The 24,289-nt window shown below is 54.6% G+C and carries 34 protein-coding genes and 1 tRNA gene; 23 read left to right on the top strand and 12 right to left on the bottom strand.

Annotation, left to right across the window (positions count from 1 at the left end; translation table 11 throughout):
* Positions 1 to 2 precede the first annotated feature (2 nt).
* Genes OU789_RS10855 through OU789_RS10810 form a run of 10 tightly spaced genes read left to right on the top strand, consistent with a single transcriptional unit; the run spans position 3 to position 8,502 of the window.
* Positions 3 to 863, top strand: a complete 861-nt coding sequence (locus tag OU789_RS10855) for a hypothetical protein (protein WP_274655632.1) — start codon at positions 3 to 5, stop codon at positions 861 to 863.
* Between the two features lie 17 nt (positions 864 to 880).
* Positions 881 to 2,122: a P22 phage major capsid protein family protein gene (locus OU789_RS10850; protein ID WP_274655630.1), complete on the top strand. Its 1,242-nt coding sequence runs from the start codon at positions 881 to 883 to the stop codon at positions 2,120 to 2,122.
* A gap of 51 nt (positions 2,123 to 2,173) precedes the next feature.
* Positions 2,174 to 2,326, top strand: coding sequence for a hypothetical protein (locus OU789_RS10845; RefSeq protein WP_274655628.1), 153 nt, complete (start codon positions 2,174 to 2,176; stop codon positions 2,324 to 2,326).
* Entirely contained in the window at positions 2,310 to 2,684 is a 375-nt protein-coding gene (locus tag OU789_RS10840) for a hypothetical protein (protein ID WP_274655625.1), read from the top strand. The genes OU789_RS10845 and OU789_RS10840 overlap by 17 nt, the downstream gene beginning before the upstream one ends.
* Positions 2,684 to 4,150, top strand: coding sequence for a hypothetical protein (locus tag OU789_RS10835; protein ID WP_274655624.1), 1,467 nt, complete (start codon positions 2,684 to 2,686; stop codon positions 4,148 to 4,150). The genes OU789_RS10840 and OU789_RS10835 overlap by 1 nt, the downstream gene beginning before the upstream one ends.
* The gene (locus OU789_RS10830) at positions 4,147 to 4,293 is read left to right on the top strand and encodes a hypothetical protein (RefSeq protein WP_274655622.1); all 147 of its coding nucleotides are present in this window, start codon (positions 4,147 to 4,149) and stop codon (positions 4,291 to 4,293) included. Before OU789_RS10835 ends, OU789_RS10830 begins: the two co-directional genes overlap by 4 nt.
* Before the next feature lie 26 nt (positions 4,294 to 4,319).
* Positions 4,320 to 5,225 carry a hypothetical protein gene (locus OU789_RS10825; RefSeq protein WP_274655620.1) on the top strand — a complete coding sequence of 302 codons (906 nt, stop codon included), beginning with the start codon at positions 4,320 to 4,322 and terminating at the stop codon, positions 5,223 to 5,225.
* Positions 5,226 to 5,837 carry a phage tail tip lysozyme gene (locus OU789_RS10820; protein ID WP_274655618.1) on the top strand — a complete coding sequence of 204 codons (612 nt, stop codon included), beginning with the start codon at positions 5,226 to 5,228 and terminating at the stop codon, positions 5,835 to 5,837.
* Positions 5,834 to 7,021 carry a hypothetical protein gene (locus tag OU789_RS10815; protein ID WP_274655616.1) on the top strand — a complete coding sequence of 396 codons (1,188 nt, stop codon included), beginning with the start codon at positions 5,834 to 5,836 and terminating at the stop codon, positions 7,019 to 7,021. The genes OU789_RS10820 and OU789_RS10815 overlap by 4 nt, the downstream gene beginning before the upstream one ends.
* Positions 7,018 to 8,502: a hypothetical protein gene (locus OU789_RS10810; protein WP_274655614.1), complete on the top strand. Its 1,485-nt coding sequence runs from the start codon at positions 7,018 to 7,020 to the stop codon at positions 8,500 to 8,502. Before OU789_RS10815 ends, OU789_RS10810 begins: the two co-directional genes overlap by 4 nt.
* Here OU789_RS10810 and OU789_RS10805 read toward each other — a convergent pair.
* On the bottom strand, positions 8,499 to 8,720 hold the full coding sequence (locus tag OU789_RS10805; protein ID WP_274655612.1) for a hypothetical protein: 222 nt from the start codon (positions 8,718 to 8,720) through the stop codon (positions 8,499 to 8,501). The two genes, OU789_RS10810 and OU789_RS10805, sit on opposite strands and share 4 nt — an antisense overlap.
* A gap of 74 nt (positions 8,721 to 8,794) precedes the next feature.
* Between OU789_RS10805 and OU789_RS10800 the strand changes: the two genes are divergently transcribed.
* From OU789_RS10800 to OU789_RS10760, 9 genes are all read left to right on the top strand, one after another.
* On the top strand, positions 8,795 to 9,667 hold the full coding sequence (locus tag OU789_RS10800) for a hypothetical protein (RefSeq protein ID WP_274655610.1): 873 nt from the start codon (positions 8,795 to 8,797) through the stop codon (positions 9,665 to 9,667).
* Between the two features lie 15 nt (positions 9,668 to 9,682).
* The gene (locus OU789_RS10795) at positions 9,683 to 10,129 is read left to right on the top strand and encodes a hypothetical protein (RefSeq protein ID WP_274655608.1); all 447 of its coding nucleotides are present in this window, start codon (positions 9,683 to 9,685) and stop codon (positions 10,127 to 10,129) included.
* A gap of 49 nt (positions 10,130 to 10,178) precedes the next feature.
* Entirely contained in the window at positions 10,179 to 10,523 is a 345-nt protein-coding gene (locus OU789_RS10790) for a hypothetical protein (protein WP_274655606.1), read from the top strand.
* The gene (locus OU789_RS10785) at positions 10,508 to 10,927 is read left to right on the top strand and encodes a hypothetical protein (RefSeq protein ID WP_274655604.1); all 420 of its coding nucleotides are present in this window, start codon (positions 10,508 to 10,510) and stop codon (positions 10,925 to 10,927) included. Before OU789_RS10790 ends, OU789_RS10785 begins: the two co-directional genes overlap by 16 nt.
* Position 10,928: 1 nt before the next feature.
* Positions 10,929 to 11,087: a hypothetical protein gene (locus OU789_RS10780; protein WP_274655602.1), complete on the top strand. Its 159-nt coding sequence runs from the start codon at positions 10,929 to 10,931 to the stop codon at positions 11,085 to 11,087.
* Positions 11,087 to 11,497, top strand: coding sequence for a hypothetical protein (locus OU789_RS10775; RefSeq protein ID WP_274655600.1), 411 nt, complete (start codon positions 11,087 to 11,089; stop codon positions 11,495 to 11,497). The genes OU789_RS10780 and OU789_RS10775 overlap by 1 nt, the downstream gene beginning before the upstream one ends.
* Before the next feature lie 19 nt (positions 11,498 to 11,516).
* Positions 11,517 to 12,527 (top strand): peptidoglycan recognition protein family protein, encoded by a 1,011-nt coding sequence (locus OU789_RS10770; RefSeq protein WP_274655598.1) that lies wholly within the window; start codon positions 11,517 to 11,519, stop codon positions 12,525 to 12,527.
* 3 nt (positions 12,528 to 12,530) lie between these two features.
* A complete protein-coding gene (locus OU789_RS10765) occupies positions 12,531 to 12,713 on the top strand; it encodes a hypothetical protein (protein WP_274655596.1) in 183 nt (60 codons plus the stop codon).
* Positions 12,714 to 12,875: 162 nt separating this feature from the next.
* Positions 12,876 to 13,064: a hypothetical protein gene (locus OU789_RS10760; protein WP_274655594.1), complete on the top strand. Its 189-nt coding sequence runs from the start codon at positions 12,876 to 12,878 to the stop codon at positions 13,062 to 13,064.
* Between the two features lie 254 nt (positions 13,065 to 13,318).
* On the opposite strand, the gene OU789_RS10755 is transcribed toward OU789_RS10760, so the two are convergent.
* The 5 genes from OU789_RS10755 to OU789_RS10735 all read right to left on the bottom strand — a co-directional run bounded on the left by OU789_RS10755 (position 13,319) and on the right by OU789_RS10735 (position 16,922).
* Positions 13,319 to 13,588 (bottom strand): hypothetical protein, encoded by a 270-nt coding sequence (locus tag OU789_RS10755; RefSeq protein WP_274655592.1) that lies wholly within the window; start codon positions 13,586 to 13,588, stop codon positions 13,319 to 13,321.
* Between the two features lie 510 nt (positions 13,589 to 14,098).
* Positions 14,099 to 14,752, bottom strand: coding sequence for a 3-oxo-tetronate 4-phosphate decarboxylase (gene otnC, locus OU789_RS10750; RefSeq protein ID WP_274655590.1), 654 nt, complete (start codon positions 14,750 to 14,752; stop codon positions 14,099 to 14,101).
* Positions 14,749 to 16,023: a 3-oxo-tetronate kinase gene (gene otnK, locus OU789_RS10745; RefSeq protein ID WP_274655588.1), complete on the bottom strand. Its 1,275-nt coding sequence runs from the start codon at positions 16,021 to 16,023 to the stop codon at positions 14,749 to 14,751. The genes otnC and otnK overlap by 4 nt, the downstream gene beginning before the upstream one ends.
* Before the next feature lie 4 nt (positions 16,024 to 16,027).
* Entirely contained in the window at positions 16,028 to 16,408 is a 381-nt protein-coding gene (locus OU789_RS10740; RefSeq protein ID WP_274655586.1) for a methylglyoxal synthase, read from the bottom strand.
* Positions 16,409 to 16,496: 88 nt separating this feature from the next.
* The gene (locus OU789_RS10735; RefSeq protein ID WP_274655584.1) at positions 16,497 to 16,922 is read right to left on the bottom strand and encodes a hypothetical protein; all 426 of its coding nucleotides are present in this window, start codon (positions 16,920 to 16,922) and stop codon (positions 16,497 to 16,499) included.
* 207 nt (positions 16,923 to 17,129) lie between these two features.
* On the opposite strand from OU789_RS10735, the gene OU789_RS10730 reads away from it, so the two are divergent.
* Both OU789_RS10730 and OU789_RS10725 read left to right on the top strand, forming a co-directional pair.
* Positions 17,130 to 17,483: a DUF1428 domain-containing protein gene (locus tag OU789_RS10730; RefSeq protein WP_274655582.1), complete on the top strand. Its 354-nt coding sequence runs from the start codon at positions 17,130 to 17,132 to the stop codon at positions 17,481 to 17,483.
* A 57-nt stretch (positions 17,484 to 17,540) separates the two neighbouring features.
* A complete protein-coding gene (locus tag OU789_RS10725) occupies positions 17,541 to 17,756 on the top strand; it encodes a hypothetical protein (RefSeq protein ID WP_274655580.1) in 216 nt (71 codons plus the stop codon).
* 72 nt (positions 17,757 to 17,828) lie between these two features.
* Here OU789_RS10725 and OU789_RS10720 read toward each other — a convergent pair.
* A tRNA-Ala gene (locus tag OU789_RS10720) sits at positions 17,829 to 17,904 on the bottom strand.
* Between the two features lie 89 nt (positions 17,905 to 17,993).
* A complete protein-coding gene (locus OU789_RS10715) occupies positions 17,994 to 18,320 on the bottom strand; it encodes a TIGR02300 family protein (RefSeq protein ID WP_263952424.1) in 327 nt (108 codons plus the stop codon).
* A 136-nt stretch (positions 18,321 to 18,456) separates the two neighbouring features.
* Between OU789_RS10715 and OU789_RS10710 the strand changes: the two genes are divergently transcribed.
* Both OU789_RS10710 and OU789_RS10705 read left to right on the top strand, forming a co-directional pair.
* Complete coding sequence (locus OU789_RS10710) at positions 18,457 to 19,164, top strand: M48 family metallopeptidase (RefSeq protein WP_274655578.1); 708 nt, start codon at positions 18,457 to 18,459, stop codon at positions 19,162 to 19,164.
* Between the two features lie 30 nt (positions 19,165 to 19,194).
* The gene (locus OU789_RS10705; protein ID WP_263952426.1) at positions 19,195 to 19,836 is read left to right on the top strand and encodes a GntR family transcriptional regulator; all 642 of its coding nucleotides are present in this window, start codon (positions 19,195 to 19,197) and stop codon (positions 19,834 to 19,836) included.
* Positions 19,837 to 19,842: 6 nt separating this feature from the next.
* Here OU789_RS10705 and OU789_RS10700 read toward each other — a convergent pair whose 3' ends face one another.
* The 4 genes from OU789_RS10700 to odhB all read right to left on the bottom strand — a co-directional run bounded on the left by OU789_RS10700 (position 19,843) and on the right by odhB (position 24,285).
* On the bottom strand, positions 19,843 to 20,526 hold the full coding sequence (locus tag OU789_RS10700) for a hypothetical protein (RefSeq protein ID WP_274655576.1): 684 nt from the start codon (positions 20,524 to 20,526) through the stop codon (positions 19,843 to 19,845).
* Positions 20,527 to 20,810: 284 nt separating this feature from the next.
* A complete protein-coding gene (gene lpdA, locus OU789_RS10695) occupies positions 20,811 to 22,199 on the bottom strand; it encodes a dihydrolipoyl dehydrogenase (RefSeq protein WP_274655574.1) in 1,389 nt (462 codons plus the stop codon).
* Between the two features lie 123 nt (positions 22,200 to 22,322).
* Positions 22,323 to 22,727: an MAPEG family protein gene (locus tag OU789_RS10690; RefSeq protein WP_263952429.1), complete on the bottom strand. Its 405-nt coding sequence runs from the start codon at positions 22,725 to 22,727 to the stop codon at positions 22,323 to 22,325.
* 55 nt (positions 22,728 to 22,782) lie between these two features.
* A complete protein-coding gene (gene odhB / locus OU789_RS10685) occupies positions 22,783 to 24,285 on the bottom strand; it encodes a 2-oxoglutarate dehydrogenase complex dihydrolipoyllysine-residue succinyltransferase (protein ID WP_274655571.1) in 1,503 nt (500 codons plus the stop codon).
* Positions 24,286 to 24,289 lie beyond the last annotated feature (4 nt).

Below are 24,289 nucleotides of genomic sequence, written 5' to 3'. Positions count from 1 at the left end.
AAATGAGCGAACATCTAACCCCGGCCCAAGAGGACGGTGCAGAAGTCGATGGCGAAGATAATTCGCTGACGCCAAATACGGGCGATCCGGAAGCGGAAAATAATACAGAAGGGCAGACTAACGATCAGCCCGCCAAGGAAGAAGGCGACGAGCCGGAAGGCACGGAACCAGAGGCCGAGGAGAAAAGCCCCTCAAAACTACGGCGCGAGCGTCGAAAGGCCCAGACGGAGAAATACCGTCAAGAAGCGGCCAAGGAGCGCGAGCGGCGTCAAGAACTCGAAGCCAAGATGGCGCAATTCGAGGAGGCGGCGAAGTCTAATTTACCCCCGAAGGAAGCTGATTTTCAGGATTATAACGAATACCTGATGGCAACTGCGGCTTGGCAGGCTGGAAACCAGTTTGACCAACGGCAGAAAGCCGAAATCCAGCGTGAAGTGCAAGCCAGCAACGAACGAGCGCAGCAACTGCAAGCACAGGCGAAAGCGGAAGCCCGAGAGAATTGGGAAGCCCAAGCGACTGAGGCAAAAGCGCGTTATGCGGACTTCGATGCTGTTGTGAGCGCCCCTGACGTCATGATTACCAACGAAATGGCGCAAATCATTGCGACCTCTGATGTTGGTGCTGACGTGGCTTACCACTTGGGGACGAACAAGGCTCTAGCGGCTCAAATAGCCTCGCTGGACCCTATCGAACAGGCAAGGGAAATCGGACGCCTTGAGGCATCTATCTCGACTCCCAAGCCGCGAACCCAATCCAATGCACCAGAACCGATTTCGACGGTCAAAGCCAAAGCAACGGCGACAAAAGACCCCGAAAAAATGTCTCCGGCTGAATACCGGAAATGGCGCGGAACCGGCGCATAGCCATAGGAGTATAAGAAATGGCTAACACCCTTATCACCCCAAGCATCATTGCTAAAGAAGCGCTGATGCAGCTTGAAAACTCGCTTCACATGTCGAACGAGGTCCATCGCGAATATAAGAAGGACTTCAACGGCAAAGTTGGGGATTCTGTATCTATTCGTAAACCTGTGAAATTCTACACAGCGGACGGCGCAACGCGCGTCAACCAGAATGTTGAGGAGAAATCCACCAGCATTACTGTTGACCAACGCAAGCACGTTTCTTGGGGTTTTTCCACGCAGGATTTGACGCTTTCCATCTCGGAATACTCTGAGCGCTACATCAAGCCTGCAATGATTACGCTGGCGAACACGATGGACCGCGCAGGGCATTCGCTTTATTCGAGCGTCTGGAATAGCGTGGGAACGCCAGGAACCACTCCTGCGAACTTCGCAGCGGTTGGCGCAGCGGCGCAGCGTCTTGACGAAATGGCGGTTGAATCCTCCATGCGTAAGATGTTGCTCAACCCTGCCGCAGAATATGCGGTTGCGGGCAATCAAACCACGCTCGGCGCTTGGGACGGTAAGGTTAAAACTGCCTACGAACAAGCGATCGTTGGTCAGGTGGCTAAGTTTAAAACGCTTAGCTCGCAGAACGTATCGAACCACACCGTCGGTGTGGCAACTGGTACGCCTCTGGTGAATGGCGGAAGCCAAGAAGTGACCTACGCAAACGCAACGGGCGCCAACACGCAAACCCTGAATACTGACGGTTGGACAAACTCGACCACAGGCATTCTGAAAGCCGGAGATGTTATCACCATTGAAGGCGTGTACGCGGTTAACCCCGTTCCGGGTGAAGGCACCACAGGCAAGACAGTCATGCCTTATTTGCAGCAGTTCACGGTTGTGGCTGATGCGGATTCGGGCGCGTCTACTGGCCCTGCTGCGCTTACTATCTCGCCTGCCATTATCACTTCTGGACCATTCCAGACTGTTGATGCGGCTCCGGCAGATGATGCGGCAATCACAGTTCTCGGCACAGGCGGCACCGCCTACCCGCAGAACCTCGGCTTCCACAAGAATGCCTTTGCGCTTGTGACTTGTCCGCTTGAGATGCCCGAAGGTGCGGCATTCAAGGCGCGTGAGAGCCACAACGGCCTGAGCGTTCGTGTCGTGAAAGATTACGACATTGACAGCGACGAAGACGTTATCCGCTTGGATATTCTCTACGGCTGGAAAGCTATCTATCCCGATTTGGCTGTTCGCCTTTGGGGTTAAGCAATTTGGGGCGGCTTTCGGGCCGCTCCTTTCTTTTTAGGAGGGTTTCTCATGTCAAAGAGTAAATCGCCATGCTGGGGCTATCGGGCTGGCAAAGATGGTGTTGAATCCAAGCTGTTTCCAGACGGCAACCGACCGAAAGAGTGGAAAGACAGTCCCGCGAAGGTCAAGCTTGTAAAGGTGAAGCATGACAACGGTAAATGATATTGTTACTCGCGCCTTTCGAAAGATTGGCGTTGTCGGTGTTGATAACGACTTGCAGGACGATAGCGCCTCTGAGGGGCTTATTGCGTTCAACATGATGCTGCACGGCTGGAAGTTGCAGGGCGTTGATATCACCCACACTGACCAGACTTTAACCGATACATTTGCGCTCGACCCAGAGTTTGAAGAAGGCACTGTCTACCTTCTCGCCAAGCGTCTTGAGCCTGACTACCACATTCCGCCCGCGTTCGATGCCGATGCGTGGTTCCGGCAAATTCAAAACAGTTACGCAGAGGTTGAGGAGGCGACTATTCCGTCAAGCCTGCTTAACACGCCTTCACAGCGGACTTATTGCTAATGCCTCTCGTTGAGTTCACAGGCCAGACGGTTCAGGAAGCGGGCAATCCTGCGGTCAACTCCGGCAGGCTAATCAACTTCTACCGTGAAATCGTCATGGGCGCGGGTAAAACCACCCACACGCTGCAAAGCGTCTTGGGCCAAGCCTATTACAACGATATTGGCGCCTATTCTATTCGCGGCATGGGGCGCGGCAACGAGAAGAACTATCTCGCGGGCAACGGCAAACTGTACGAAATGACGGACGCGGGCGGCCTCGTTGACAAAGGCAATATTGCCGACGACGAAAACACCACCATTTCCGGCAATTATAGCGATGTAACAATCGTTTGCGGCGGCAACTATTACGTCTGGGACGGCGCAACCATTTCCGAGCCGGCAACCAAGACATTCGCGGAAGTTGGTTCGCACTGCTACGTGGGCGGGTATACGGTAATCACCGAACTCGACGGCAAGCGGTTTCAATGGTCAGACCTTGGGGATGCTCAAACGCTCGACGCGCTAAATTTCGCCAGCATGGATAAGGTTGACGACAATATCACGCGGGCCTTTGAGTTGCAGGGCAACTTGATGCTAATGGGACCGAAATCAACGGAACTCTGGCAGGTCACAGGCGCGGCGAACACCGAAGCCTTTGCATATGTCTCAAGCTGGAACCGAGGTTTGAAAGATTTCAACCTCCTTGTGAAGTTTGACGACACGGTTTTGTTTGTTGGCGACGACAACAACGCTTATATTGGCGCGGGCGGCGGTGCTGTTGATGTAACAACGCCAGGATTGAACGCAGCCCTTACCAACAGCGATGCGACCCACTGTTTTTATTACGAGGACCGTGGACACAAGTTCTGTGTCATTCGGTTCTCTGATAGGCCGGCATGGGTGTTTGACGTGAAAATGCGCGAATGGCACGAGCGGGCCGAAGGCGCTGGCGACGAGCAATGGAGAGCAACACACGCGGTTTACAGCGCGACATGGGATGACGGCGCCGCATGGGTTGTTGGCAACGAAGACGGCGAAGTCTTGAGACTTTCGCGCACCAATAAAGATTTGAACGGACCTCTGCGGCGCACAGCCATTTCATCGCCTATCTACATCGGTGACAGGCCTTTCACGGTTAACAAGCTGGAAATCAACGCTCGCGTTGGCAGCCAGACTTTGAACGACAGCACCGACTTTGGCCTAAGTGTTGGTGACGGTTTCATGCTTAAGGTTGAAACAGGCTTTGGGCTTCTTGTTGAAGATGTGGACGGAACCGAGCGCAACGCGATTATAAACCTCTATGAGAGCCGTGACGGTGGCTATACGTGGTCAACGGCTAAACCCCGCTCTATGGGCAAGCACGGCGACTACACGCAGCGCATGGTGTGGTGGGCGCGTGGCCAGTATCGGCAATACGCGGCAAAGCTGGTGATTTCTGAACCTGCTGACATGCCAATCAACACAACAGCCGTTCTGGAGGTTGTATGAGCAAGCCCATTCCGCGCGTAACGAACATCCAGAAGTATTTCGAGCCTGATGGTCGGTTAACGGCTGAAGGATTGATGCTATTTCAATTGATGCTCGAAGTTCTGCGCGACTTTGAGGCGCGGATCACGGCACTAGAGCCGTAAATCAACAAAAAATCGGAGTTAGTCTTATGTGGCCAGCAATAGCAATGGCGGCAGGCAGCGTGCTGTCTGGTGTAATGGGGTCAAATGCGGCCAGCAGCGCAGCAAGAGCGCAGCAAGACGCGGCAGACAAGCAACTTGCCCTTCAAGAACAAATGTACGGCGAGCAGAAATACATGTTTTCGCCTTACCTGAAATCGGGCAACAACGCGCTTGCGGCTTTGAATTACGAACTAGGCTTGGGCGAACGACCAACATTCGGCGCAACGCCTCTTGAGGTCGAGCGGTATCAGATCAATAGCGGCACGGGCGGCGCTAGTGGGCCTAAAACTCGAAGCCCTGAAGAACGTAAAGCGGCCTTGCCAAACGCTCTATTGGGCATGTTAAGCCTTGGTATTGGCGACGATAGACCGGCGGGCTTTTACGCGCCGAAGAACAACGCCAGAAAAGCCAAACCAAAGCCTCAATACGGCTGGCGCGTTGGCGGGAAAGAGTTTGCATCCAAAGAAGCGGCGCAAGCCTATGCAGAGAAAAATGCAAGGGGCGGAACGGCTTATCAGGGCTATCAGAAAACGCCGGGCTATGACTTCCGGCTAAACGAGGGTCTTGATTCCGTGGAAGCGGGCGTTGGTGCGCGTCACGGGCTGAACTCCGGCGCAACCATGAAGGCGCTGGACAAATACGGCCAAGACTACGCCACGGGTGAATATAACAACTACCTGAACGGCTTGCGGCAGTTGGCAGGGCAGGGCCAATCCTCCGCAGCCATGACGGCCAACGCTGGCACCAACTACGCCAATTCCTCAAGCAACGCTCTTGCGAACTACGGCGACGCGGCGGCGGCTGGTTCGATCGGTTCTGCCAACGCTTGGACGGGCGCAATGCAAAACGGGCTTGGCGCTTGGATGTACGGCAAAGGCGAAGGAATATTTTAAATGGAACGGGAAGTCATTCAGGGGCTTATCGCTCGCGGCGTTCCAGAACATATTGCCTACGGTATCGGGGGGAATATATCTGTTGAAAGCGGCTTTAACTCCGGCATCAACGAAATCAACCCAGTCGTTGAAGGTTCGCGCGGCGGTTTTGGCCTGAACCAATGGACAGGCCCACGCAGGACACAATTAGAAGCATTTGCAGCCGATCTAGGCGTTGCACCTGACGATATGGACGCGCAACTAGACTTTACGCTTTGGGAACTCCTCAACACCGAAAAACGGGCGGCAGAGGCGCTTTTCTCGGCGTCTACACCAGAAGAAGCCGCGCGGATTTACAGTGACCAGTTCTTGCGCCCCGGCATTCCTCACTTGGACAGACGAATTGCCGAAGCTGCGCGACTGGCGGGCGGTGAATACAAAACATCGGCGCACAACGGCGGGCAGGGTTACTCACAAAACGCACTGGCTAAAGGCTTTGAGCCTAAAGAGCAGAAAAACGCGCTCTATCAAGCCGGATACGCGGGCCTAGACCCGTCACAGTTTCAAAGCAATCGCAACCAGCTTGCGCAATACGACTTTAACGACAATCCATATCTGAGGGCCTTGTCATGAGAATGAATAGCGGAATTATCCTTCAAGGCCAGCAACCCGATTTAGTCGGAGCGGCTCATAAGGGCTTCACAGCAGGGCGTCAAAACGCTCTGGCGGGGCTTTACAAAGAACACGGCCAAGGCATCGCAGCGGGCGATCAGAACGCGCTCAACGCTCTTGCACAGTTTGACCCAAAGGCTGCGACCGCCATTCAAGCGACACAGCAAGGCCAACGCAACGCATCAACGCGCATGCAATGGGACCGTGAAAAGCTGGAAATGCTGCGCACAAAGGCGGAACGAGAAGCGGCGACATACGCGCAAGGCTTGGATGCAGCAGCCGCGGCAAAGGAAAAAGAACAACTTGGAGAAGTTCTAAACGGCGCGGCCATGTATTTCCGCAACGGTGACGAGGCGGGCTATAATCAATGGATGGTCGATCAGGGCATGGATGTTGAGCAATATCCGTTCGAAAACCTCCCCGCTAACTTGGCAACGCTGCAAGGCGCCAAGGACGCGCTCGATGCTCTTGGTCAGGATAAGCCAGCCGATGAATATGGCCGATACGTTCAAGAGGAGATTGCCGCAGGGCGTGAGCCATTGAGCCGGATTGATTACAAAAAGGCAGGGCATAAAAGCACTGTTACACGCATCAATCCAGAAACAGGCTCCATTGAGATTATCGAAGGCGCAGCGGCGGGCAACACACTGCCCAAGCTAACCGTTGATGCGGCGAAAAACTCTGGCTTTTTCCTTCGGACGCAAGAGGCAAACAAAGTTCTCAACGGCCTTGAAGACGAGGGTTTGAATTTCTGGCAGCAGAACGCGGAAAATATTCCGGCTGGGTTGGGTAACTATGCCCGCTCTCCAGAGTTCCAGAAGTTCGATCAAGCGCGGCGTGACTTTGTAAACGCCATTCTGCGCCGTGAATCGGGCGCTGTTATCTCCGAAGAAGAATTTGCAAACGCAAACGTTCAATATTTCCCTGTTCCGGGAGATAGCCCTGAAGTGATCGAGCAAAAGCGCCGCAACCGTGAAACGGCGATCGAGGGCCTTCGCCTTGGTTCAGGAGAGGGCGCGGAGTATGTCGATAGACTGAATCAAAACCCCGCAGAGGCGGCGCAAGAAATTCCTGAAATTCCAGATTTTTCGGTAATGTCTGACGAAGAACTCGACGCCTATATTGCGGAAAAGGAGGGGTCATGAGCGATCAACTAAAAGCGGCGCTGCTTGAAAAGGCCAAGCGCGAGAAAGCGCGGCGCACAGCTTCCCCCCAAAACCCAGATGGTTCATACGGGCAAATCCCCGAAGGTATGTTTGTTAACCCAGAAACAGGGCAGATCACATCGCGGGAAATGCTGAAAGCCAATGTGGACACCTCACAAGGCCAAGCCGCTGCGAATGGCTATATGCAGGGCATGTCGTTCAACACAACCGATGAATTAATGGGTGTGGCGGGTCGCGTTGAGGGTGCGTTGCGTCCAGACGTTAGCCGCGAGGACATGTCAACATTCCGCAGAGAGCAAGCGCGAGCGAATATGGAGGCTAATGCCGAAGCATTCCCCAAGACCGCCGCAGCGGGTGAAGTTACAGGGGCGGTTCTCAATCCGGTTAATAAAGTGGTTGGGCCTGTCAACACTATGACTGGCGCGGCAAAGGTCGGCGCGGGATATGCTGCGGGATATGCTGCGGGCGGTTCCGAAGGCAATGCGAAGGAAAGAGCCAAAGACGCGGCAATTGCGGCACCTATCGGCGCTCTATTCGGAGCGGCTGGCAAAAAAGCAATCGACGCTGGTTCGCGCGGCTTTCAACATCATTGGGGCAAGGTCGCTGAAAAGCCTACCGTTGAGGGGCTTCGAGCCGTGAAAAATCAGGCTTACAAAGCGGTTGATGAGTCTGGCGTCACATTTTCACCTGTAGAGATTAAGACGGTTCTGAATAACGTAAAAAACTCTCTGGACGGTGTGAACTATGTTGCGGGCGTTGATAAGCAAACAGGCGCTGCACTTCAGACAATCGCCAATTTGAGTAAGGGCCCGGTTACGATGGGGCAACTCGATCGTGTCCGACAATCTCTTTGGCGTCGATACAACGCAGCGCCAAGCGAGAAGGGTATTCTTGAGGCAATCGATGCCATTGATGAATTGGTTATGTCGAAGGGCAGCACCAGCAAATTGATGGACACTGCCCGCGCCGCAAACTCTCGTTATAAAAAGGCCGAGTTGCTTGATTTGGCGTTTAAGAAAGCGGAGCGCCAAACCGCCGGTTCTGGTTCGGGCGGTAATATCCTGAATAAGTACAAGCAAGCGGTCACATCTATCTTGAATGACCCTAAGCGGTCAAAGTGGTTTTCGCAGGATGAAGTCGAAATGATGGAGAAATTTGTCAGAGGCTCATTCACTCAAGACAAGTTGAGGCTCGCGGGCAAACTGTCGCCAAGCGGCAATGGCCTTATGCTCGCGTTGAACCTCGGCGCAGCCGCCGCCGATCCTTCTATGCTTCTTGTCGGTGCGGCAGGGCAGGCAGCTAAGACCGCAGCAGACAGAGCAGGGACGCGCGGTAAGGACCGATTGCTTGAGGCTGTTGGTGGATATGTAGCCCCACGAGCAGCGAGCGTTCCGAGCAGCGCCGGTGCGGCGTCTGGGGCGTTGGCAGATGAAACCAAAAACTACCTAGCAGGGCTTTAATCTCTGCGGGTGATGTAGTTGTAATAATCTTTCTTGCGTTTGGCTTCTTTCTCGCGGAGCAATTCCGTTTCCCCACGGAACCAAGCGCCAAGCCATTCTAGTTTGGATGGTGGTCGACCGTGGAATGCTTCGTGCATCTCGCGTTCAATACGCCTGTCACTCGCAACGCCAAACGCTGCGATAATCATCACGACTATAAAGATACCGACGATTTCCATCCGCACAGCCTAGCCACCAGAACACAAAACCTCAAGCCCTGCATTTGCGGGGCTTTTTTTATGGAGTAACCTAAATGGCAGACGTAAAAGCCTTACAGGACATTACCAACGAGCAGACAGCCGCCGCACCGGGCGACTTGATGTTTATCGAAAAGGGTGGCGTTCCTGCAAAAATCGCGGTGTCGGCCCTGAATAAAGGGGACGCTGTTTATGTAACGGCAGGAACGGGCAACGCTTACACGATTTCACCATCGGCTGCGGTATACTATTCCGACCAACGGTTTACAATCCGCATTGATCGCACCAACACGGACGCGGTAACGCTGAATGTGGACGGGCAGGGCGTTAAGGATGTGAAGATTTACGACACATCCGGGACGCTTGTTGATATTGGTGCGGGACGCTGGCAGAAGGGGCAAATCCACGAAGTCTCTTACGACGGGACGCAGTTTATTTGCCTTACTAATCAGGCAGACACTCAATTTCTTGAGTATGTCAGCTCGGACGGTGACGACTCTTGGATTTTGGACGCGGACTTTAGCGGCGATGCGTCTATTTCGCTACTAGATACTGAAATCTACCGCTTTTCGGTGGGGGATGTGGCGCATTTTAGCATTAAATTGATTGTCGGCGGTTTTGCTAAACGAGTTGATAATGACAACACATTCAGATTCCGCCTTGATTTAGAGGCTATCGCTACTGATCTGGGGTGGGATAGGCCAAACATATCCACCAATTCTGTCGCCCTAACAAACGGGGATTTCTATCAGGACGGTTCAGCCGATATGCCTAGAACGGCTTGGGTGGGAACAGTTCATTCCTCCGATGACGGAACTTGGCCGAATACAGTTTTTCTGTGGAGTAACGACAGGGCCAATATAGGTGATACAACACAAGCAAACCGCCTCAATATTTCTGCCGTGTTTGCAGTAGCAATTTCAGAATAAAGGGGGGGGGATACTATGAAGGTTTCAACCGCAAAAGTAATAGAAGGCGGGTTAATCTCCGTCGAGTTCGCAGACGGAACGACAGCCACAATCGACAGTTCGAAGAGTACGCCCGAAGTCGCCGCTTATGCAGCATGGTGCCGATCTGGTAACAAGGCGGAATCTTATGTTTATGCGCCATCAACCGACCCGAACGATTACAACCTGACGCCAGCGCAGTTCAAATGGCTCTTGGCCGCGAGCGGTCTGGACGATGTTCTTGCGGCTGTTCTTGCTTACGCCAAGGAAAACGCGCGCGAAACCTATGCGGACCTTGAGTTGAACCTGCATCGCAGCAAATTCCTGTTCAGCGTCACAATGGAACTGGTCGGCCAAATGCAAGCGGCTGGCGCGGTTCCAGAAGGTGCGGACGTTTCAGAGGCCACTATCGGCGCTCTGTGGATGCAAGCGAAGGACAAGTAAACAGGGGGCTTCGGCTCCCTTTTTTGTTGGCAAATCCAAGGGGCAATAAATGCTTTTCCAACCCGATGATTTTCAAGGCGATTGGTATGGCTGGCTGACCAACCAAGCAGCGCATGTTTTGCTTGGCATGGGGATATTTGCCGCTGTGTCGCTTCTATTCAGCCACATATCAAAACGCCCGCACGAGATGGCGCTGATTATATCGGCATTTGGCTATGGGTTCTTTGAATACCTCCAAGGTGGCACGTTTATCGATTCCGTCGCGGATTGGGCGTTTGTCATGTCCGGCGCGTTCTTTGCCGTGGCTGCTTGGCATATGCGGCGAAACATCATGGCGGGGCTAGTCGTTTCTGTGGGCGCTCTCTTGGTGGTGGGCGTATGGCGCAGAAAGTAATGTTCCCAACAACAATCTATTCGAACAACTTCGGCCTTTTGCTATTCTTCGCGCTTCAATGCCTCATGTCGATGGTGTTTCTATATGAGGCGGTGCGCGGTGGTGTTCCGATGCGCCCAGAGGTTTACGGACTGGCGGTCTATACCGTTCCGGCTGAACTTTGGGCAATCCTCGTGTTTTTGGCGGGCGCTCCCTATATCGCGGGTGCTTTTATCGGCGGCAATTTCGGCGCAACGCTTGGCGTGATTTCTGGCTTGATCGGAGTAGGAACGCAAACGGCTCTATCAATATTCACATTCTCAGCGGCGCACGGTGATGCGCTGATGTTGATGTGCGGGTTAATCGGTGCGCCCATGTCGGCAACCGTGCTTGTGCTTTCGTTTCTCAGCTACAGCAGGGGGTGACATGGACGACCTGAAGGCCAAAGTGGCAGTGTTGGAGGAACGCATTTCCAACCTGTCAAACCAGCTTACCGACATGAAGAACACAAACAAGGCGCTGTTTTTGGTTATCGCAGGCGTGATTGTTAAACTGACAGTAGATTTTTTTGTGGGTGGTGTTTAATGATTTCAGTCATGGATATGGTAATGGTTACGGCTGTTGCTTCGTCTGTCGTCGCGGCAACCAGCGTGGCTAAATTGACAGAAAGCGCGATTTTAGTGCCGTATATCGAAGGCGAGGGCGTTGTCGAAAGCCCTGTGACGGCGGGCGAAGATATTCTCGTCGTTTGGAACCTTCACAAGCGCACAGAATGCCCCGGCACTAATCGGCGTGTTTGGCGTGGCGAAGATGGTTTTCTTTTGTTTGAGCCTGTTGGCAAAACCACGCTTCCGGCAACCTCTGAGCCAGTGACCTATCGCGTTCAAACACACATCCCCGATTTAGCGCCTCCGGGTCGCTTAACCCTCACGATTGACGGCGAATATAAATGCCCGAATGAGCCAGTTGCAGAGTTCGAAATAGGGCCACAGTAGTTATGGAAGTTGCAGAAAAATGAAACGTATCATTAACCATTGGACGGCGGGCTCTGGCCGCGCAAACGACACGGACAAAGCCCACTACCACTTGCTTGTTGAGTATGACGGGACAATCATCAAAGGCACGCACGAGGTTGCTGATAACGTTGTAACGAGTGACGGCGACTATGCAGCCCACACGCGCAACCTGAACACTGACAGCATTGGTGTCGCGGCTTGTGGCATGAGGGGCGCAACAGAATACCCATTCGACGCAGGACCGGCCCCTATCACTGAAAAGGCGTTCAAAACGCTCTGCGTGGTTAACGCTGAATTATGCATGAAATACGGAATTGCCGTGACGCCTGAAACGGTTCTCACGCATGCCGAAGTTGAGCCTAACCTTGGGGTGAAGCAATCAGGCAAATGGGATTACACGCGATTGCCGCACCGCCCTGATTTAGTCGGCGCCAAGGCGATCGGGGATTACCTGCGCAGCGAAGTGACAGAGATTCTGCGGCTCAAGGGTGTTGTGCCTAAAGATGATTTGCCAGTGCTGCGCGTCGGATCTCGTGGCCCAATGGTTGCGGACGCTCAGGCGCAGATTGCAGCCCTGCGGTATTTCACAGGCAAGATTGACGGAATTTATGGAACGCGAACACGTGAAGCAGTTCTTGCATTCCAAGCAGACAACGGTTTAGCCACAGATGGGGCTATCGGCCCAAACACTCGCGCGGCGCTTGAAACAGCCGAAGCCCGTCAAGAGCGTGAAGTTAGCATGATTGACCTGCGCTCGGATGGTTCTCGCATTCTCGGCAACGCGGACAAGCTAGAAGTCGGCGTGGGCGGTGTTGCAGCCGTAAGCGTGGCGTCACAGGCTATTGAGGCCGCACAAGGCGCAACGGGCTTGCTGGACGCCCTCAAGGGCATTCCGTGGCCCACAGTGGCGCTAATCATCGCAGGGGCGCTGGCGGTGTTCTATTTTACGAACAACATAAAGAAAGCCCGGCTAGACGATGCGCGAACCGGCGCGAATATAAAGGGGTAAGACATGGCGAAAACCTATAAACGCGAAACCTCATGGGCGATGCTCTTATTCTTGGCCGCTCTGGTTGTTTGGGGGCCATGGAATCCAGAGGCTAAAGAGGCCGCGCGGTTCCTCTCAACCTACATCTTTATTTTTGCAGGGGGCGCGTTTGGCTTAGACGCGATCGTTAAGCAATGGGGGGCGTGATTGCGTTCTTTCTCAACACAACACTGGGCCGGTTCATTGCAACCGCAGTGGCGGCGCTTATGGCCGTTTTGCTGGTGTTCCATGCAGGGCAGCGCGAAGCCCGACAAAAGGCTAAAGCGAAAAAGCTGCAAGAATACCAAAACACCCGAAAGGCGGTGGATGATGCGGAAACTTTCTCTCGTGCTGATGATGCTCGCGAGTGGCTGCGCAAACGGAAGCCTTGAGGCGTTTTGCCATGCCTCCCGCGACACGGTGGACATTCACGCGGATGCGCTTGCCAATTCGCCAGATGATCGATCGGTTATTTCCGGCGCGAATTTGATTGCTCAATGGGATGCGGCCTGCCCGTAACTATCAAATACCTGTACTGCCTAACTTGCCCTCGTCGTTAATTCGGCGGGGGCTTTTTTGCGTTTTTGGGTGTTGGAACTGCCTAGCCTAACCTATTGATTCATATAGAGGGGGTAAGTTGGAACTTTTCGGCGTAATCGCTTGATTTTAAACGATTGGATTAGTCCTCCCGGGATCGCCATTATCTTTACTAAAGCATCAAAAAAGTTAGTTCTTACGCATCGAGGCGGCCTCATTCTTCGCAAGACGGGTGGCTAGTAGTTCAGGATAAACATTTTCGCCATGATCATGATAAGTGCGATGGCAGCTGGGATACGGACAAACATCGACAGAACAAGCCACAAACCAAGCGCCATAAAGGTTATGTAATAGGCGGTGTCAATTTTCGGTCCCAAACTTGTGGGTTCCAAAAGAATGGGAATAGCATTAATCGGATCTGCGTTTATGACCGTAGTGCCAACAATTCCAATAGCAAACATATTCAAGCCTGAAAACGCAGCGGCCCAATATGAGATTACCCTCACTCTGCCATCCCAAAATGTTACAATTAAACTTATAAAATCAATATACTGCGGTATTATTGTACCGACAGAATTGTTCTATTGCAATATACAGGATAGGGAGGTGCATTTTTGTTGCGCGATAAGCGACAGTGGTGAGAACTAGCCTAGTTTAGTTGCAAAATTCCGCGACTTTTTGCCAGATTTTTTCTTTGCCGGCAAAAAGTTGAGCGGGTGAACCGAAAACAACAACAATTGCCAGCAAAGTGATTAGTACAAACTCAAACATACTCTTAACTCCACTTACTCAATTCACTCGTTAATGTTGAGTTCAATGTAGTTGTACACACGTACAGTTCCTACCTGTCTTTTTGTACAAAAAGTCGGTCAATATGTTCAAAGTCGTGGTGTAACTGAGGCGAAACTTTGTGTTTCAATAGTGGCGATACATTTGATGATAAGTATTGGATGGCCATTGTGAATTTTGTCGGCTGCGCAGGGGGCATCTCTTGCTAGGAACGCTGGAGGGAACTATCAATCCCACTCAACGCCAAACTCGCGTACGAGGCCTTGAACCTGTGCGTCCGTAAGCAGATTTGGTGTCATGCCGCGGGTCATCAGGGTGAGCTTGGCGGTTTCTTCGAGTTCTTCCATCGCATAGGCCGCCGCCTCGAGCGTTTTGCCCGCCACAACTGGTCCGTGATGAGCTAAAACCACTGCCGAGCGTTTGCCTGCAAGCCCTCGGATTGCGCCGCCCATCGCCGGATCGCCGGGCATGAAATAGGGCAGGAGTGCCACCTTGCCCAACCGCATCACGCCGTAGGCTGTAATCGGTGGCAGCATGTTGTCTGGGTCCACATCGGGCAGCACAGAAAGCGCGACCGAGTGGCAGGAATGCAGGTGGACAATCGCGCCAGCCTTGTCGCCGCGCGTGTCGTAGAATGCAGAATGCAGTGGCATTTCCTTGGTCGGCTTGTCGCCGCCAATGTGATTGAGCTTGTCGTCAAATCGGCTCAGTCGGGCGGGGTCAAGTCGCCCGAAGGAACTTCCTGTGGGGGAGACGAGCAACCCGCCATCTTCGGTTCTGGCCGAGATATTACCGCTCGCGCCCGCCGTAAGGCCGCGATCAAACAGCGACTTTGCAATCAGGCAAATCTCTTCGCGGAGTTTGGTTTCGCTGCTGCTCATAGCTTCTCCAGAAGGGCAAGTGCGTCGGCAAAGAATGTCTCTGCACCGAAGTTGCCCGATTTGAGGGTGAGTGCGATTTCGGTGTCTCCGCTCTCGCAATATGTCCAAGGCACGCCAGGTGCGATTTCTGGGCCGATGGTCATGCGCTGCACGCCCAGCCCTTTGGTCACAGCGCCTGATGTTTCACCACCAGCGGCCACAAATCGTTGGGTGCCCATGTCACGCGCATCTACGGCCAGTTCGGCAAGCGCCGCTTCAACCAATTCGCCCGCGCGCGCAACGCCAAGTTTTTCCTGCGCTGCCAATACGGCCTCGGGTTCTGCGCTGGCATAGATCATTTTGACCGCCTCAATCGGTTGCGCCTTGAGCCACGCGCGCGCCGCTTCGTTGCCATTCTCCGCAAGGTCGAGCGGGTCAAGCCTAAGCGAGGCTGCTGAGCTTTTGATCGCGGCAACTTGTTTGCGGGTCATCTCCGAGCAGCTACCTGCTAGAATAATTGCGCCCTTGGCAAGCTGCGGGGCGCTTGGGCGTTCGGCGTTCGCATCAAGCACACCGTCTTTGATGTAAAGGTCAGGCAACGGCATGGCCACGGCGCTGCCCCCTGTCATAAGCGGCATGTCGCGGCAGGCTTCGGCGATCGTATAGAGGTCTTGGTTGGCTACGGCGTCAACGATTACGTGCTGCGTCCCCGTTGCTTTCAATTCGTTAAGACGCATACGAAGCGCATCTACGCCGCGATCCACCGCAAGCCGATTCACAAGACCAACCGCGCCCGAAACCTGCGGCGCCAGAAGGCGCATCAGGTTGCTGTCGCGCATTGGGGTGAGCGGATGGTTCCGCATGGGGCTTTCGGCGAGGGGCGCTTCGTTTACGAAGAGGTTGCCCATAAAGATGCTACGCCCGTTTTCTGGGAAAGCTGGGCAATAGATTGTCTGGTCAGTGCCGAGATCTGCCATGAGGGCCTCGGCGACGGGTCCGATATTGCCTTTGTCCGTACTGTCGAACGTAGAGCAGTATTTCCAGAAAAACCGCTCCGCTCCCGCAGCCTTGAGCCATTCAAGAGCGCGACGACACTCTGCAACAGCCTCGTCAACGGGCGACGTCCTACACTTAAGGGCAATCACCTCGAATGCGGCGGTTGTTTCGGGATTGGGCGCTTCATCGGGAATGCCCATGCGTAGCGAAACCTTAACGCCGCTGCGTGCCAGTAGTCCGGCCAAATCCGTAGCGCCGGTGAAATCATCCGCGATACATCCGAGAATTGTTTTCATTTTCTTACCTGATGTTTGCAAGCACCGCGTTCGCCGTAGATTCATTTACAGCGAGTTGGGTGTCATAGAGAATGGCCAGTCGAAGAAGCGATTTAACATCAACGTCATGAGGCAGGGCCGACAGCGGGTCTATAAAGAACACAAGCGCATCAAGCCGCCCCTCGGCAATCATTGCTCCAAGTTGCGCATCGCCGCCTTTGGGGCCGCTTTTGAGCGCCGTGAGCGTTAGCCCAACCTCGTCAGTTAGTCGGCCGCCTGTTGTACCCGTGGCAAATAGCGTGAGCGGCTCCAGAGCAGCCTTGTTGCGCTTGGACCAGTCGATCAACAGGTTTTTCATACCATCGTGCGCGACAAGCGCCATTGTACTGCCCGAAGTCATAGGCATCCTTTCTGCATAATTTAATGTATGCGTAGTTTTTCGTTTTCTATCCAGTTTCAGTGTGAGCGTAAAGTGCGGCGCCAAAGTTTCGCGATTAGAATGGCGTAAATGCGATGGCAACCCCGATCAACGCGATCAAGAGCCCGCCGCGCGCGCCCGAAACAAATTTTTTCATGAGTGCCGCGTCGGGCGCCGTTTTCTTGCGCGCTGCATTCAGGCTCAGAAAGTTCAGCGCTGCAGAGCAGCCAAGAACAATCGCCGCGCCGACGAGTTTTCCATAAAAGGCCCAGTTCAGGACCAGCGCCCCCTCAAGCGCCTGCACAAGCGCGATACCGGTAATCCAAAGAACAAGGATAGCGCCGAGGCTCATGAAGCCAAGCGTTCTCATGGCCGATTGAACAGGCGGGGCGGGCGGCGTTTTGGCCTTTGCATGGGCGGACTGCACGATGGAGCTGGCGATGGACACGCCACCGAAAAACAATGCTAGAAAATGCAGAAACTTAAGGAAAATCACCAACACATTCGGCTCCCGTGCTCAGAAATCACTTTGTTAACCGCATCATAGGAAGGTTTTGCATTTGATCCTAATGGTTTGTCCAACAAGTGGAGTTTTTCTTGATGCCAGCGAGAAGGGGCGCGGGGGCCAAATTTGGCCGCCACGGCCCGAAATGGTAGGGTAAGGGTATTCTCAACCCAAAAGTATTGCCGAGAGTGAAAGGAATTTCTCATGGCCTATGTTGACGGATTTGTTGCCGCCGTTCCTGATGCGCGGAAACAGGAATTTATCGAACACGCTGAAATCATTGGCAAAGTTTTTATAGAACACGGCGCAATTGAATGCGTCGAATGTTGGGGCGATGAGGTGCCCGAAGGAGAGATCACGTCATTTCCGCAGGCCGTTCAAAAGAAGGACGATGAAACCATCGTGTTTTCATGGGTTCTATGGCCCGACAAAGCCACACGAGATGCGGGTATGAAGAAAACCATCGATGACCCGCGCGCTCAGCCCGATGTCGCCCCGATGCCATTTGATGGAAAACGCATGCTTATTGGCGGATTTGAACAGATTGTTAAGTCTTAGGCCGTAAGACAGGGTCGCCCCACGCAATTTTCGCTGTTTGAAACGGAGGGTGGCCAAATGTCTGACGTGTTCGGAGCTGTGATGCTGCTTGCATTCATCACGCTGGCGCTCTGTGCCGTCTATCTGCTGTTTGCGATTATTGGAGACATGGCCAAAGCCCGAGGGCATTCCCCGTGGGCATGGTGGACGATGTCTTTGCTATGGTCGCCAATCGGCTCAATTTTCGTACTATGGCTGTTCTTCCCAATTGAGACAGGCACAGACCGCAACTGATGCCACTGGGCGTAGTCGAAAGCGCGAACTACAGCGTTTGCTGAGCTTTGATCGGGAATGTCAGGTAAGATTTGGTGGAGCCTAGGGGAGTCGAACCCCTGACCTCTTGCATGCCATGCAAGCGCTCTACCAACTGAGCTAAGGCCCCTCACGCAGATATTGTCTGCGAGCGTGTACTTATGGAAGCGCGCGCCGATGTTCAAGCGAAAATCACGCGCGCTTCTGATAATTTTGCGATTAATCGTCGTCGTTGGTAGAGACGTCCGCGATTTCCTCAAGAGGCACTGTATCGTCGTCGTCGTCATCCTCGAGGATGTCGTCATCGAGTTCTACATCGAGGTCATCTGCATCATCCTCGATCACGGCCTCATCGCCATCAACCAGATCTTTGGCTGTTGTTTCGGCGTCGGCTTTGTCGGCAACAAGGTTGCGTGTTTTCGCGCCCTCTTCGACGACAACTTCTTCGCCCGTGTAGGGGCTGATGATCGGAGTCTTATTGAGATCGTAGAAGCGTTTTCCGGTCTGGGGGCAAACGCGTTTCGTTCCCCATTCTTCTTTGGGCATTGTGATCCCCTTCAAGCTGGCTCATAAATTCGGATTTGGAGCCAACTGCCACAACAATTCGAGGGTGTCAAAGGCTTTTGAGGTTCCGGCACGATTGTTGCGGTATTTGGGCAGAAGTTCGCATAGGTTTGAATGAATGTTTAACAAGCGGGTACAGGTTGACAGTTTGCGGCTTTCGGGAACGCCCGAGGTTGTTGTGAAGCTGCGGCGGTCTGCGCGCGCAAAGCGTTTGAGTTTGCGTGTGTCCCGTTTGGATGGTCGTGTGACTCTAACATTGCCGACGCGCGCGCGCGTCAAAGAAGCCGAACGATTTGCGAATGAAAAAGCCGATTGGATTCGCGCGCAACTTGGCACTCAGGTCGAGCAGATTCGGCCCGCGCCGGGGAGTTGGGTCTGGTTTCGCGGGCAGCGGTTGGAGATTGCCGAGGGTACGGGCCGCTCTGCGCGCTTGGTTGGCGGGCGCTTGGAGGTTTCAGAAGAGCGTGCGGGCGTAAAGGTCGCGACATTCTTGAAACATGCGGCGCGCGCGGATTTGCTCGAGGCGAGCGAGGGGTATGCGCATGATCTCGGCGTCGATATCGGCAAAATCACCTTGCGAGATACGCGCTCTCGATGGGGGTCCTGTTCTTACGAAGGGAATCTGATGTATTCGTGGCGGCTGGTGATGGCGCCGCCGGATGTCTTGCGTTATGTCGCGGCCCATGAGGTTGCGCATCGGGTGGAGATGAACCACTCACAGGCGTTTTGGGATCAGGTCGCGCGGATCTATCCCGATTATGCCGCGCCCCGTAAGTGGCTTCGCGACGAGGGGCAAGAACTGCACCGGTTTCGCTTCAAGGATTGACCTCCGCAAGATTTGTGATCACATTGCGGCATGACGTTCAAACTCAAGGAAAATGAGGCCGTTCACGAACAGGTCTATCGCCATCTCAGGGCAAAGATCATGCACGGTGAACTTGCGCCCGGCCAATCGCTCACGCTGCGTGGGGTTGGTAAAGATTACGGAATATCCATGACGCCCGTGCGCGAGGCGGCGCGACGTTTGGTTGCCGAGGGGGCTCTAACGCTTTCCTCCTCAGGGCGGATTTCGACGCCGGAATTGTCGAACGAGCGGATTGAAGAGCTTGCCGCGTTGCGGGCGTTGCTCGAACCGGAGCTGTCGAGCCGCGCGCTTCCAAGGGCGCATATGGCGTTGATTGAACGGCTTCAATCCATCAACGCAACGATCGCCGAGCATGTGGCGAAACAGGACGCGGTTGGCTACATCCGGACCAATCTGGAATTTCATCGCACGCTTTATCTGCGCGCACAGGCCCCAGCGATTTTGGCCATGACAGAGACGGTCTGGCTCCAGCTTGGGCCAACAATGCGCTCGCTCTATGGAAAATTGCGCCGGACCGATCCGCCGCGCAATCACCGACTTATCATTGCAGCACTCCGGGCGGGAGACGAGCCGGGTTTGCGTCTGGCCATTCGCACAGACGTTACGCAGGGGCTTCGACTTTTGGCAAGTTGACTGGCGTTATTGCGCGGGAATGACCTGATCGTATGGGGATACAACGGCCGTATCTGGCGTAGGCGTCTGCGCGCTCGCCACGCATTTGTTTACGTCACGCCCTGAAAGGCGAAGGCCAGAGGCAAGGCTGCGCAGGAATTGCACCTCAGGGCGGATCAACCCGCGATGGCGCGTCGCAATCTTTAGAGCCGCACTATAACAGAGTCGACGGTTCGCGAGGCTCAGCCCCTTTCCAAGCGCACGACATTCCAGCGGAGTCATGTCGCGTTTGGTGTTCTTGATCAGCTTCACGATTTCTTCGGGCGCGATGTGATGGCCTGTCATTTCATAGCCAAGGCGCGCGATTACTCGGATTTCATGCGCATCCACCTTACGATCGATGATCGACATATGGCACATGACATTCACAACGGCCTCTGCGTCCGATTTGCTTGGCGGGGTCGCGCGCGCGGGAATGAGCGCGCGCAGTGAAGGTACAAAAGCAAAGAGTGCCGCAATCGCAGCTAACAACAGTGCAAATGCACCAAAGATGACAGGCGTGCGGTGTTTTGGAGTAAGGTCAGGGGTTGCAGGAAGAGCGGCGCTATACACACCCTCAGCCTGCGCATCCCGGAAGCCACCAGGGAAAAACTCCTTATGGCTTCCGGGAGTGCAACTGGATTCACTAGCTACATACCGTTGGTTGGTCACTGCGAGCTCTAGCCCAAAAACTGTTGTTACGTCTGCAAGGACACACAGTGAGAGGGCCGGCGCATGGGGGAGCGCGGCGTGTTCTGTTTCGACAAAGTAAAGTTTTTGGCCGGTACGAGCCTCTGATGGGAGAGGCGAATTTACTGCTAGGACACTTGTTAATATAGCCAGTAACGCGTTGCGCATCTTGCACCTTTGCAAAAAGAAGACGGACAGCCCGCAGGGACCATCCGTCACTTGTCATGCAAAAATGCGGCACGATTGTGCCGGATTAGGGAAATTAGCTAGGCGTGGATCGCGCCGTCGCCACAGGCAAGGGCTGCTTCGCGAACCGCTTCCGAGTAGGTCGGGTGCGCGTGGCAGGTTAGGGCGATGTCTTGCGCGCTGGCGCCGAATTCCATGGCCACGCAGATTTCGTGGATCATGTCACCCGCAGCAGGGCCGATGATATGCGCGCCGAGAACACGGTCTGTGTCTTTGTCGGCGAGGATTTTCACGAAGCCTTCGCCTTGGAACACGGCCTTAGCGCGGGCATTGCCCATGAAGGAAAACTTGCCGACCTTATAGTTAACGCCCTTTTCTTTAAGGCTTTGCTCGGTCGCGCCAACGCTGGCCACTTCTGGGGCGGTATAGATCACGCCGGGGATCACGTCATAGTTCACGTGGCCGGATTTGCCCGCGATCTGCTCGGCAACGGCCATGCCTTCGTCTTCGGCTTTGTGCGCGAGCATCGGCCCTTCGATCACGTCGCCAATGGCGTACACGCCGTCGACATTGGTGGCCCAGTGATCGTTGGTTGCGATCTGGCCGCGCTCTGTCATCTTCACGCCAAGCGCATCGAGGCCGAGGTTGTCAACGAATGGACGGCGGCCTGTGGCGACCAGTACAACATCAGCGTCGATAGTTGCTTCGCTGTCATCCTTGCGCAGTTTGTAGTTCACTTTGGCCTTGGTTTTGGTCTTGTCTACGGACTGAACCGCAGCGCCCATCACAAAGCTAAGGCCTTGTTTTTTAAGGATACGTTGCAGGGTTTTCTGAACGTCTTTGTCCATGCCAGGTGTGATTTCATCAAGGAATTCAACCACAGTGACTTCGGCACCCAGACGTGCATAAACAGAGCCAAGTTCAAGGCCAATGACGCCAGCGCCAATCACAACCATTTTCTTAGGTGTTTTGGGCAGGTCAAGCGCGCCTGTGGAAGTCACGACGATCTTCTCGTCTACCTCAACACCGGGCAGGCTGCTGGCTTCGGAGCCTGTCGCGATCACGATATTCTTGGCTGTGTGAACCTCGTCACCCACTTTGACCTTGCCCGCTTCGGGGATGCTGCCCCAGCCTTTGATCCAGTCTATCTTGTTCTTTTTAAACAGAAATTCGATGCCCTTTGTGTTCTGGTCCACGACGTCCTGTTTGTAGGATTTCATCTGGTCCCAATCGACGGAGGGCGACTTTCCTTTGAGACCCATTTTCGCAAAGTTGTGCTCTGCTTCGTGCAGCTGGTGGCTGGCGTGCAGCAGCGCTTTGGACGGGATGCAGCCCACATTGAGGCAGGTGCCGCCGAGCGTTTCGCGGCCCTCGACACAGGCCGTTTTCAGGCCGAGTTGTGCAAGACGGATCGCGCAGACATAGCCGCCAGGGCCGCCGCCAATTACGATTGCATCATAGTTCGCCATGGGTCTTCTCCTTGGTCATTTTCGCCAAAAATGGCGATATTATTTGCATATGTTTTGCATATGATTCCCATATGCTCAAATTCGGACTGGCTTTGCCTGTGTCATGGTGGGTTTTGACTGTGTTCAGAACCATGGCACGAGCGCCGCGATATAGAGGGCGAAGGTGGCCAGAAAACCCGCAAGCCAAATGAGGCTCCGTGCCGGTATCATTCCCTTAAGATAGGTCACCACATAGATCGCCCGCGCCCCCAGAAACAGCCCCGCACAGATTTGGGTGACGGGGGTGGATTGGTCTGTCAGCGCAAGGATGACCACGGCAGGTGTGAAAAAGATCAGCGCCTCGCCGCTGTTGTTCAAGCACCGGTGGAGACGGCCCGTGATCCCCTTGAGGTAAGGGGAAACATCTTCGTCGCGCGTCCCGTAGAGCACCGAATGGGGCACATGCCGACGCGCGATAATCATCAGCGCCAAGTAGAGCGCCGCATGTATGAGGCCGGTGAGGGCAAGGGCTGTGAGTTCGGTGGTCATAGGCGGAATGCCTCTGGCGCGGGAAAGGAAAGGGGGCGATGCGCCCCCTTGGTTTTTACAGGTCCATCAACAGGCGGCGTGGATCTTCGAGCGCTTCTTTGACGCGCACGAGGAAGGTTACCGCGCCTTTGCCGTCAACGATCCGGTGGTCATAGGACAGAGCCAGATACATCATCGGGCGGATAACGACTTCGCCGTTGATCGCCATGGGGCGTTCCTGAATTTTGTGCATGCCGAGGATACCCGACTGTGGCGGGTTGAGGATCGGCGAGGACATCAGCGAGCCATAGACACCACCGTTGGAGATGGTGAAGGAGCCACCCTGCATTTCAGCCATTGAAAGCTTGCCGTCGCGGGCGCGGGCGCCTTTTTCGGCGATGGCTTTTTCGATGTCTGCAAAGGACATGCTGTCTGCGTCGCGGATCACAGGCACAACGAGGCCAGTTGGCGTACCGGCGGCGATGCCCATGTGGACATAGTTTTTATAGACGATGTCTGTGCCGTCGATCTCTGCGTTCACTTCGGGCACTTCCTTCAGCGCGTGGCAGCAGGCCTTGGTGAAGAAGGACATAAAGCCGAGCTTGACGCCGTGCTTCTTGAGGAACAGCTCTTTGTACTCGTTGCGCAGTGCCATCACCTCGGTCATGTCCACCTCGTTATAGGTGGTGAGCATGGCGGCGGTGTTTTGGCTATCCTTGAGGCGGCGCGCGATTGTCTGGCGCAGACGGGTCATTTTCACCCGCTCCTCACGCGAAGCATCGTCTGCTGTGACAGGCGTGCGCGCGGATGGTGCGGCGGCAGGGGCAGGGGCGGCGGCCGGAGCCGATGCGGCTTTCTGCACGTCTTCTTTCATGATGCGGCCATCGCGACCTGTTCCCTTAACAGAGGCAGGGTCGATGCCTTTTTCGGCCATAAGCTTTTTGGCGCTTGGAGCATCTTCCACGTCTTTGCCGCTAGTTGCGGCCGCGGGGGCTGCTTCTGCGGCGGCGGGCGCGGAGGAGGCGGAGGCGCTTGCACCGCCGATAACGGCGAGCTTGGCGGATGCGTCAACGGTTGTGCCTTCTTCGGCAACGATCTCGCTCAGGACGCCAGCGGCAGGGGACGGAACCTCAACCGATACTTTATCTGTCTCAAGCTCACAGAGCATTTCGTCCTGTGCGACGGTATCGCCGACCTTTTTGAACCATGTGGACACGGTTGCTTCAGTCACGGACTCGCCAAGAGTTGGCACCATTACGTCAACCGCTTCGCCACCTGAGTCAGCAGGAGCAGCGGCGGGCGCGGCTTCGGCTTTGGCGGCTGGAGCAGCACTGTCGGATGCGCCATCGGCGATTGTAGCGAGCAGGGCGTCAACGCCAACGGTTGCGCCTTCTTCGGCAACGATCTCGCCCATTGTACCAGCAGCAGGGGCCGGAACTTCGACGGTCACTTTGTCTGTTTCCAGCTCACAGAGCATTTCATCAACGGCAACGGCGTCACCCGGTTTCTTGAACCAAGTGGCAACGGTGGCTTCGGTTACGGATTCGCCCAGTGTTGGAACGCGAACTTCGGTGGACATATTG

This window comes from Halocynthiibacter sp. C4 (assembly GCF_028823805.1).
GTDB classification, from domain to species: domain Bacteria; phylum Pseudomonadota; class Alphaproteobacteria; order Rhodobacterales; family Rhodobacteraceae; genus Falsihalocynthiibacter; species Falsihalocynthiibacter halioticoli.
Note: the sequence above shows the minus strand (reverse complement) of the source record. Positions and strands in the feature narration are given on the sequence as shown.

Bases quoted from the DNA above. Each gene is read 5' to 3' on its own strand.
- OU789_RS10770 (WP_274655598.1), top strand. From the start codon at position 11,517: ATGAAACGTATCATTAACCATTGGACGGCGGGCTCTGGCCGCGCAAAC.
- OU789_RS10840 (WP_274655625.1), top strand. From the start codon at position 2,310: ATGACAACGGTAAATGATATTGTTACTCGCGCCTTTCGAAAGATTGGC.
- odhB (WP_274655571.1), bottom strand. From the start codon at position 24,285: ATGTCCACCGAAGTTCGCGTTCCAACACTGGGCGAATCCGTAACCGAA.
- OU789_RS10780 (WP_274655602.1), top strand. From the start codon at position 10,929: ATGGACGACCTGAAGGCCAAAGTGGCAGTGTTGGAGGAACGCATTTCC.
- OU789_RS10800 (WP_274655610.1), top strand. From the start codon at position 8,795: ATGGCAGACGTAAAAGCCTTACAGGACATTACCAACGAGCAGACAGCC.
- OU789_RS10775 (WP_274655600.1), top strand. From the start codon at position 11,087: ATGATTTCAGTCATGGATATGGTAATGGTTACGGCTGTTGCTTCGTCT.
- lpdA (WP_274655574.1), bottom strand. From the start codon at position 22,199: ATGGCGAACTATGATGCAATCGTAATTGGCGGCGGCCCTGGCGGCTAT.
- OU789_RS10705 (WP_263952426.1), top strand. From the start codon at position 19,195: ATGACGTTCAAACTCAAGGAAAATGAGGCCGTTCACGAACAGGTCTAT.
- OU789_RS10835 (WP_274655624.1), top strand. From the start codon at position 2,684: ATGCCTCTCGTTGAGTTCACAGGCCAGACGGTTCAGGAAGCGGGCAAT.
- OU789_RS10725 (WP_274655580.1), top strand. From the start codon at position 17,541: ATGTCTGACGTGTTCGGAGCTGTGATGCTGCTTGCATTCATCACGCTG.
- OU789_RS10795 (WP_274655608.1), top strand. From the start codon at position 9,683: ATGAAGGTTTCAACCGCAAAAGTAATAGAAGGCGGGTTAATCTCCGTC.
- OU789_RS10825 (WP_274655620.1), top strand. From the start codon at position 4,320: ATGTGGCCAGCAATAGCAATGGCGGCAGGCAGCGTGCTGTCTGGTGTA.
- otnC (WP_274655590.1), bottom strand. From the start codon at position 14,752: ATGAGCAGCAGCGAAACCAAACTCCGCGAAGAGATTTGCCTGATTGCA.
- OU789_RS10850 (WP_274655630.1), top strand. From the start codon at position 881: ATGGCTAACACCCTTATCACCCCAAGCATCATTGCTAAAGAAGCGCTG.
- OU789_RS10845 (WP_274655628.1), top strand. From the start codon at position 2,174: ATGTCAAAGAGTAAATCGCCATGCTGGGGCTATCGGGCTGGCAAAGAT.
- OU789_RS10690 (WP_263952429.1), bottom strand. From the start codon at position 22,727: ATGACCACCGAACTCACAGCCCTTGCCCTCACCGGCCTCATACATGCG.
- OU789_RS10790 (WP_274655606.1), top strand. From the start codon at position 10,179: ATGCTTTTCCAACCCGATGATTTTCAAGGCGATTGGTATGGCTGGCTG.
- otnK (WP_274655588.1), bottom strand. From the start codon at position 16,023: ATGAAAACAATTCTCGGATGTATCGCGGATGATTTCACCGGCGCTACG.
- OU789_RS10785 (WP_274655604.1), top strand. From the start codon at position 10,508: ATGGCGCAGAAAGTAATGTTCCCAACAACAATCTATTCGAACAACTTC.
- OU789_RS10710 (WP_274655578.1), top strand. From the start codon at position 18,457: ATGTTTAACAAGCGGGTACAGGTTGACAGTTTGCGGCTTTCGGGAACG.
- OU789_RS10715 (WP_263952424.1), bottom strand. From the start codon at position 18,320: ATGCCCAAAGAAGAATGGGGAACGAAACGCGTTTGCCCCCAGACCGGA.
- OU789_RS10810 (WP_274655614.1), top strand. From the start codon at position 7,018: ATGAGCGATCAACTAAAAGCGGCGCTGCTTGAAAAGGCCAAGCGCGAG.
- OU789_RS10765 (WP_274655596.1), top strand. From the start codon at position 12,531: ATGGCGAAAACCTATAAACGCGAAACCTCATGGGCGATGCTCTTATTC.
- OU789_RS10815 (WP_274655616.1), top strand. From the start codon at position 5,834: ATGAGAATGAATAGCGGAATTATCCTTCAAGGCCAGCAACCCGATTTA.
- OU789_RS10820 (WP_274655618.1), top strand. From the start codon at position 5,226: ATGGAACGGGAAGTCATTCAGGGGCTTATCGCTCGCGGCGTTCCAGAA.
- OU789_RS10830 (WP_274655622.1), top strand. From the start codon at position 4,147: ATGAGCAAGCCCATTCCGCGCGTAACGAACATCCAGAAGTATTTCGAG.
- OU789_RS10760 (WP_274655594.1), top strand. From the start codon at position 12,876: ATGCGGAAACTTTCTCTCGTGCTGATGATGCTCGCGAGTGGCTGCGCA.
- OU789_RS10740 (WP_274655586.1), bottom strand. From the start codon at position 16,408: ATGCCTATGACTTCGGGCAGTACAATGGCGCTTGTCGCGCACGATGGT.
- OU789_RS10730 (WP_274655582.1), top strand. From the start codon at position 17,130: ATGGCCTATGTTGACGGATTTGTTGCCGCCGTTCCTGATGCGCGGAAA.
- OU789_RS10805 (WP_274655612.1), bottom strand. From the start codon at position 8,720: ATGGAAATCGTCGGTATCTTTATAGTCGTGATGATTATCGCAGCGTTT.
- OU789_RS10855 (WP_274655632.1), top strand. From the start codon at position 3: ATGAGCGAACATCTAACCCCGGCCCAAGAGGACGGTGCAGAAGTCGAT.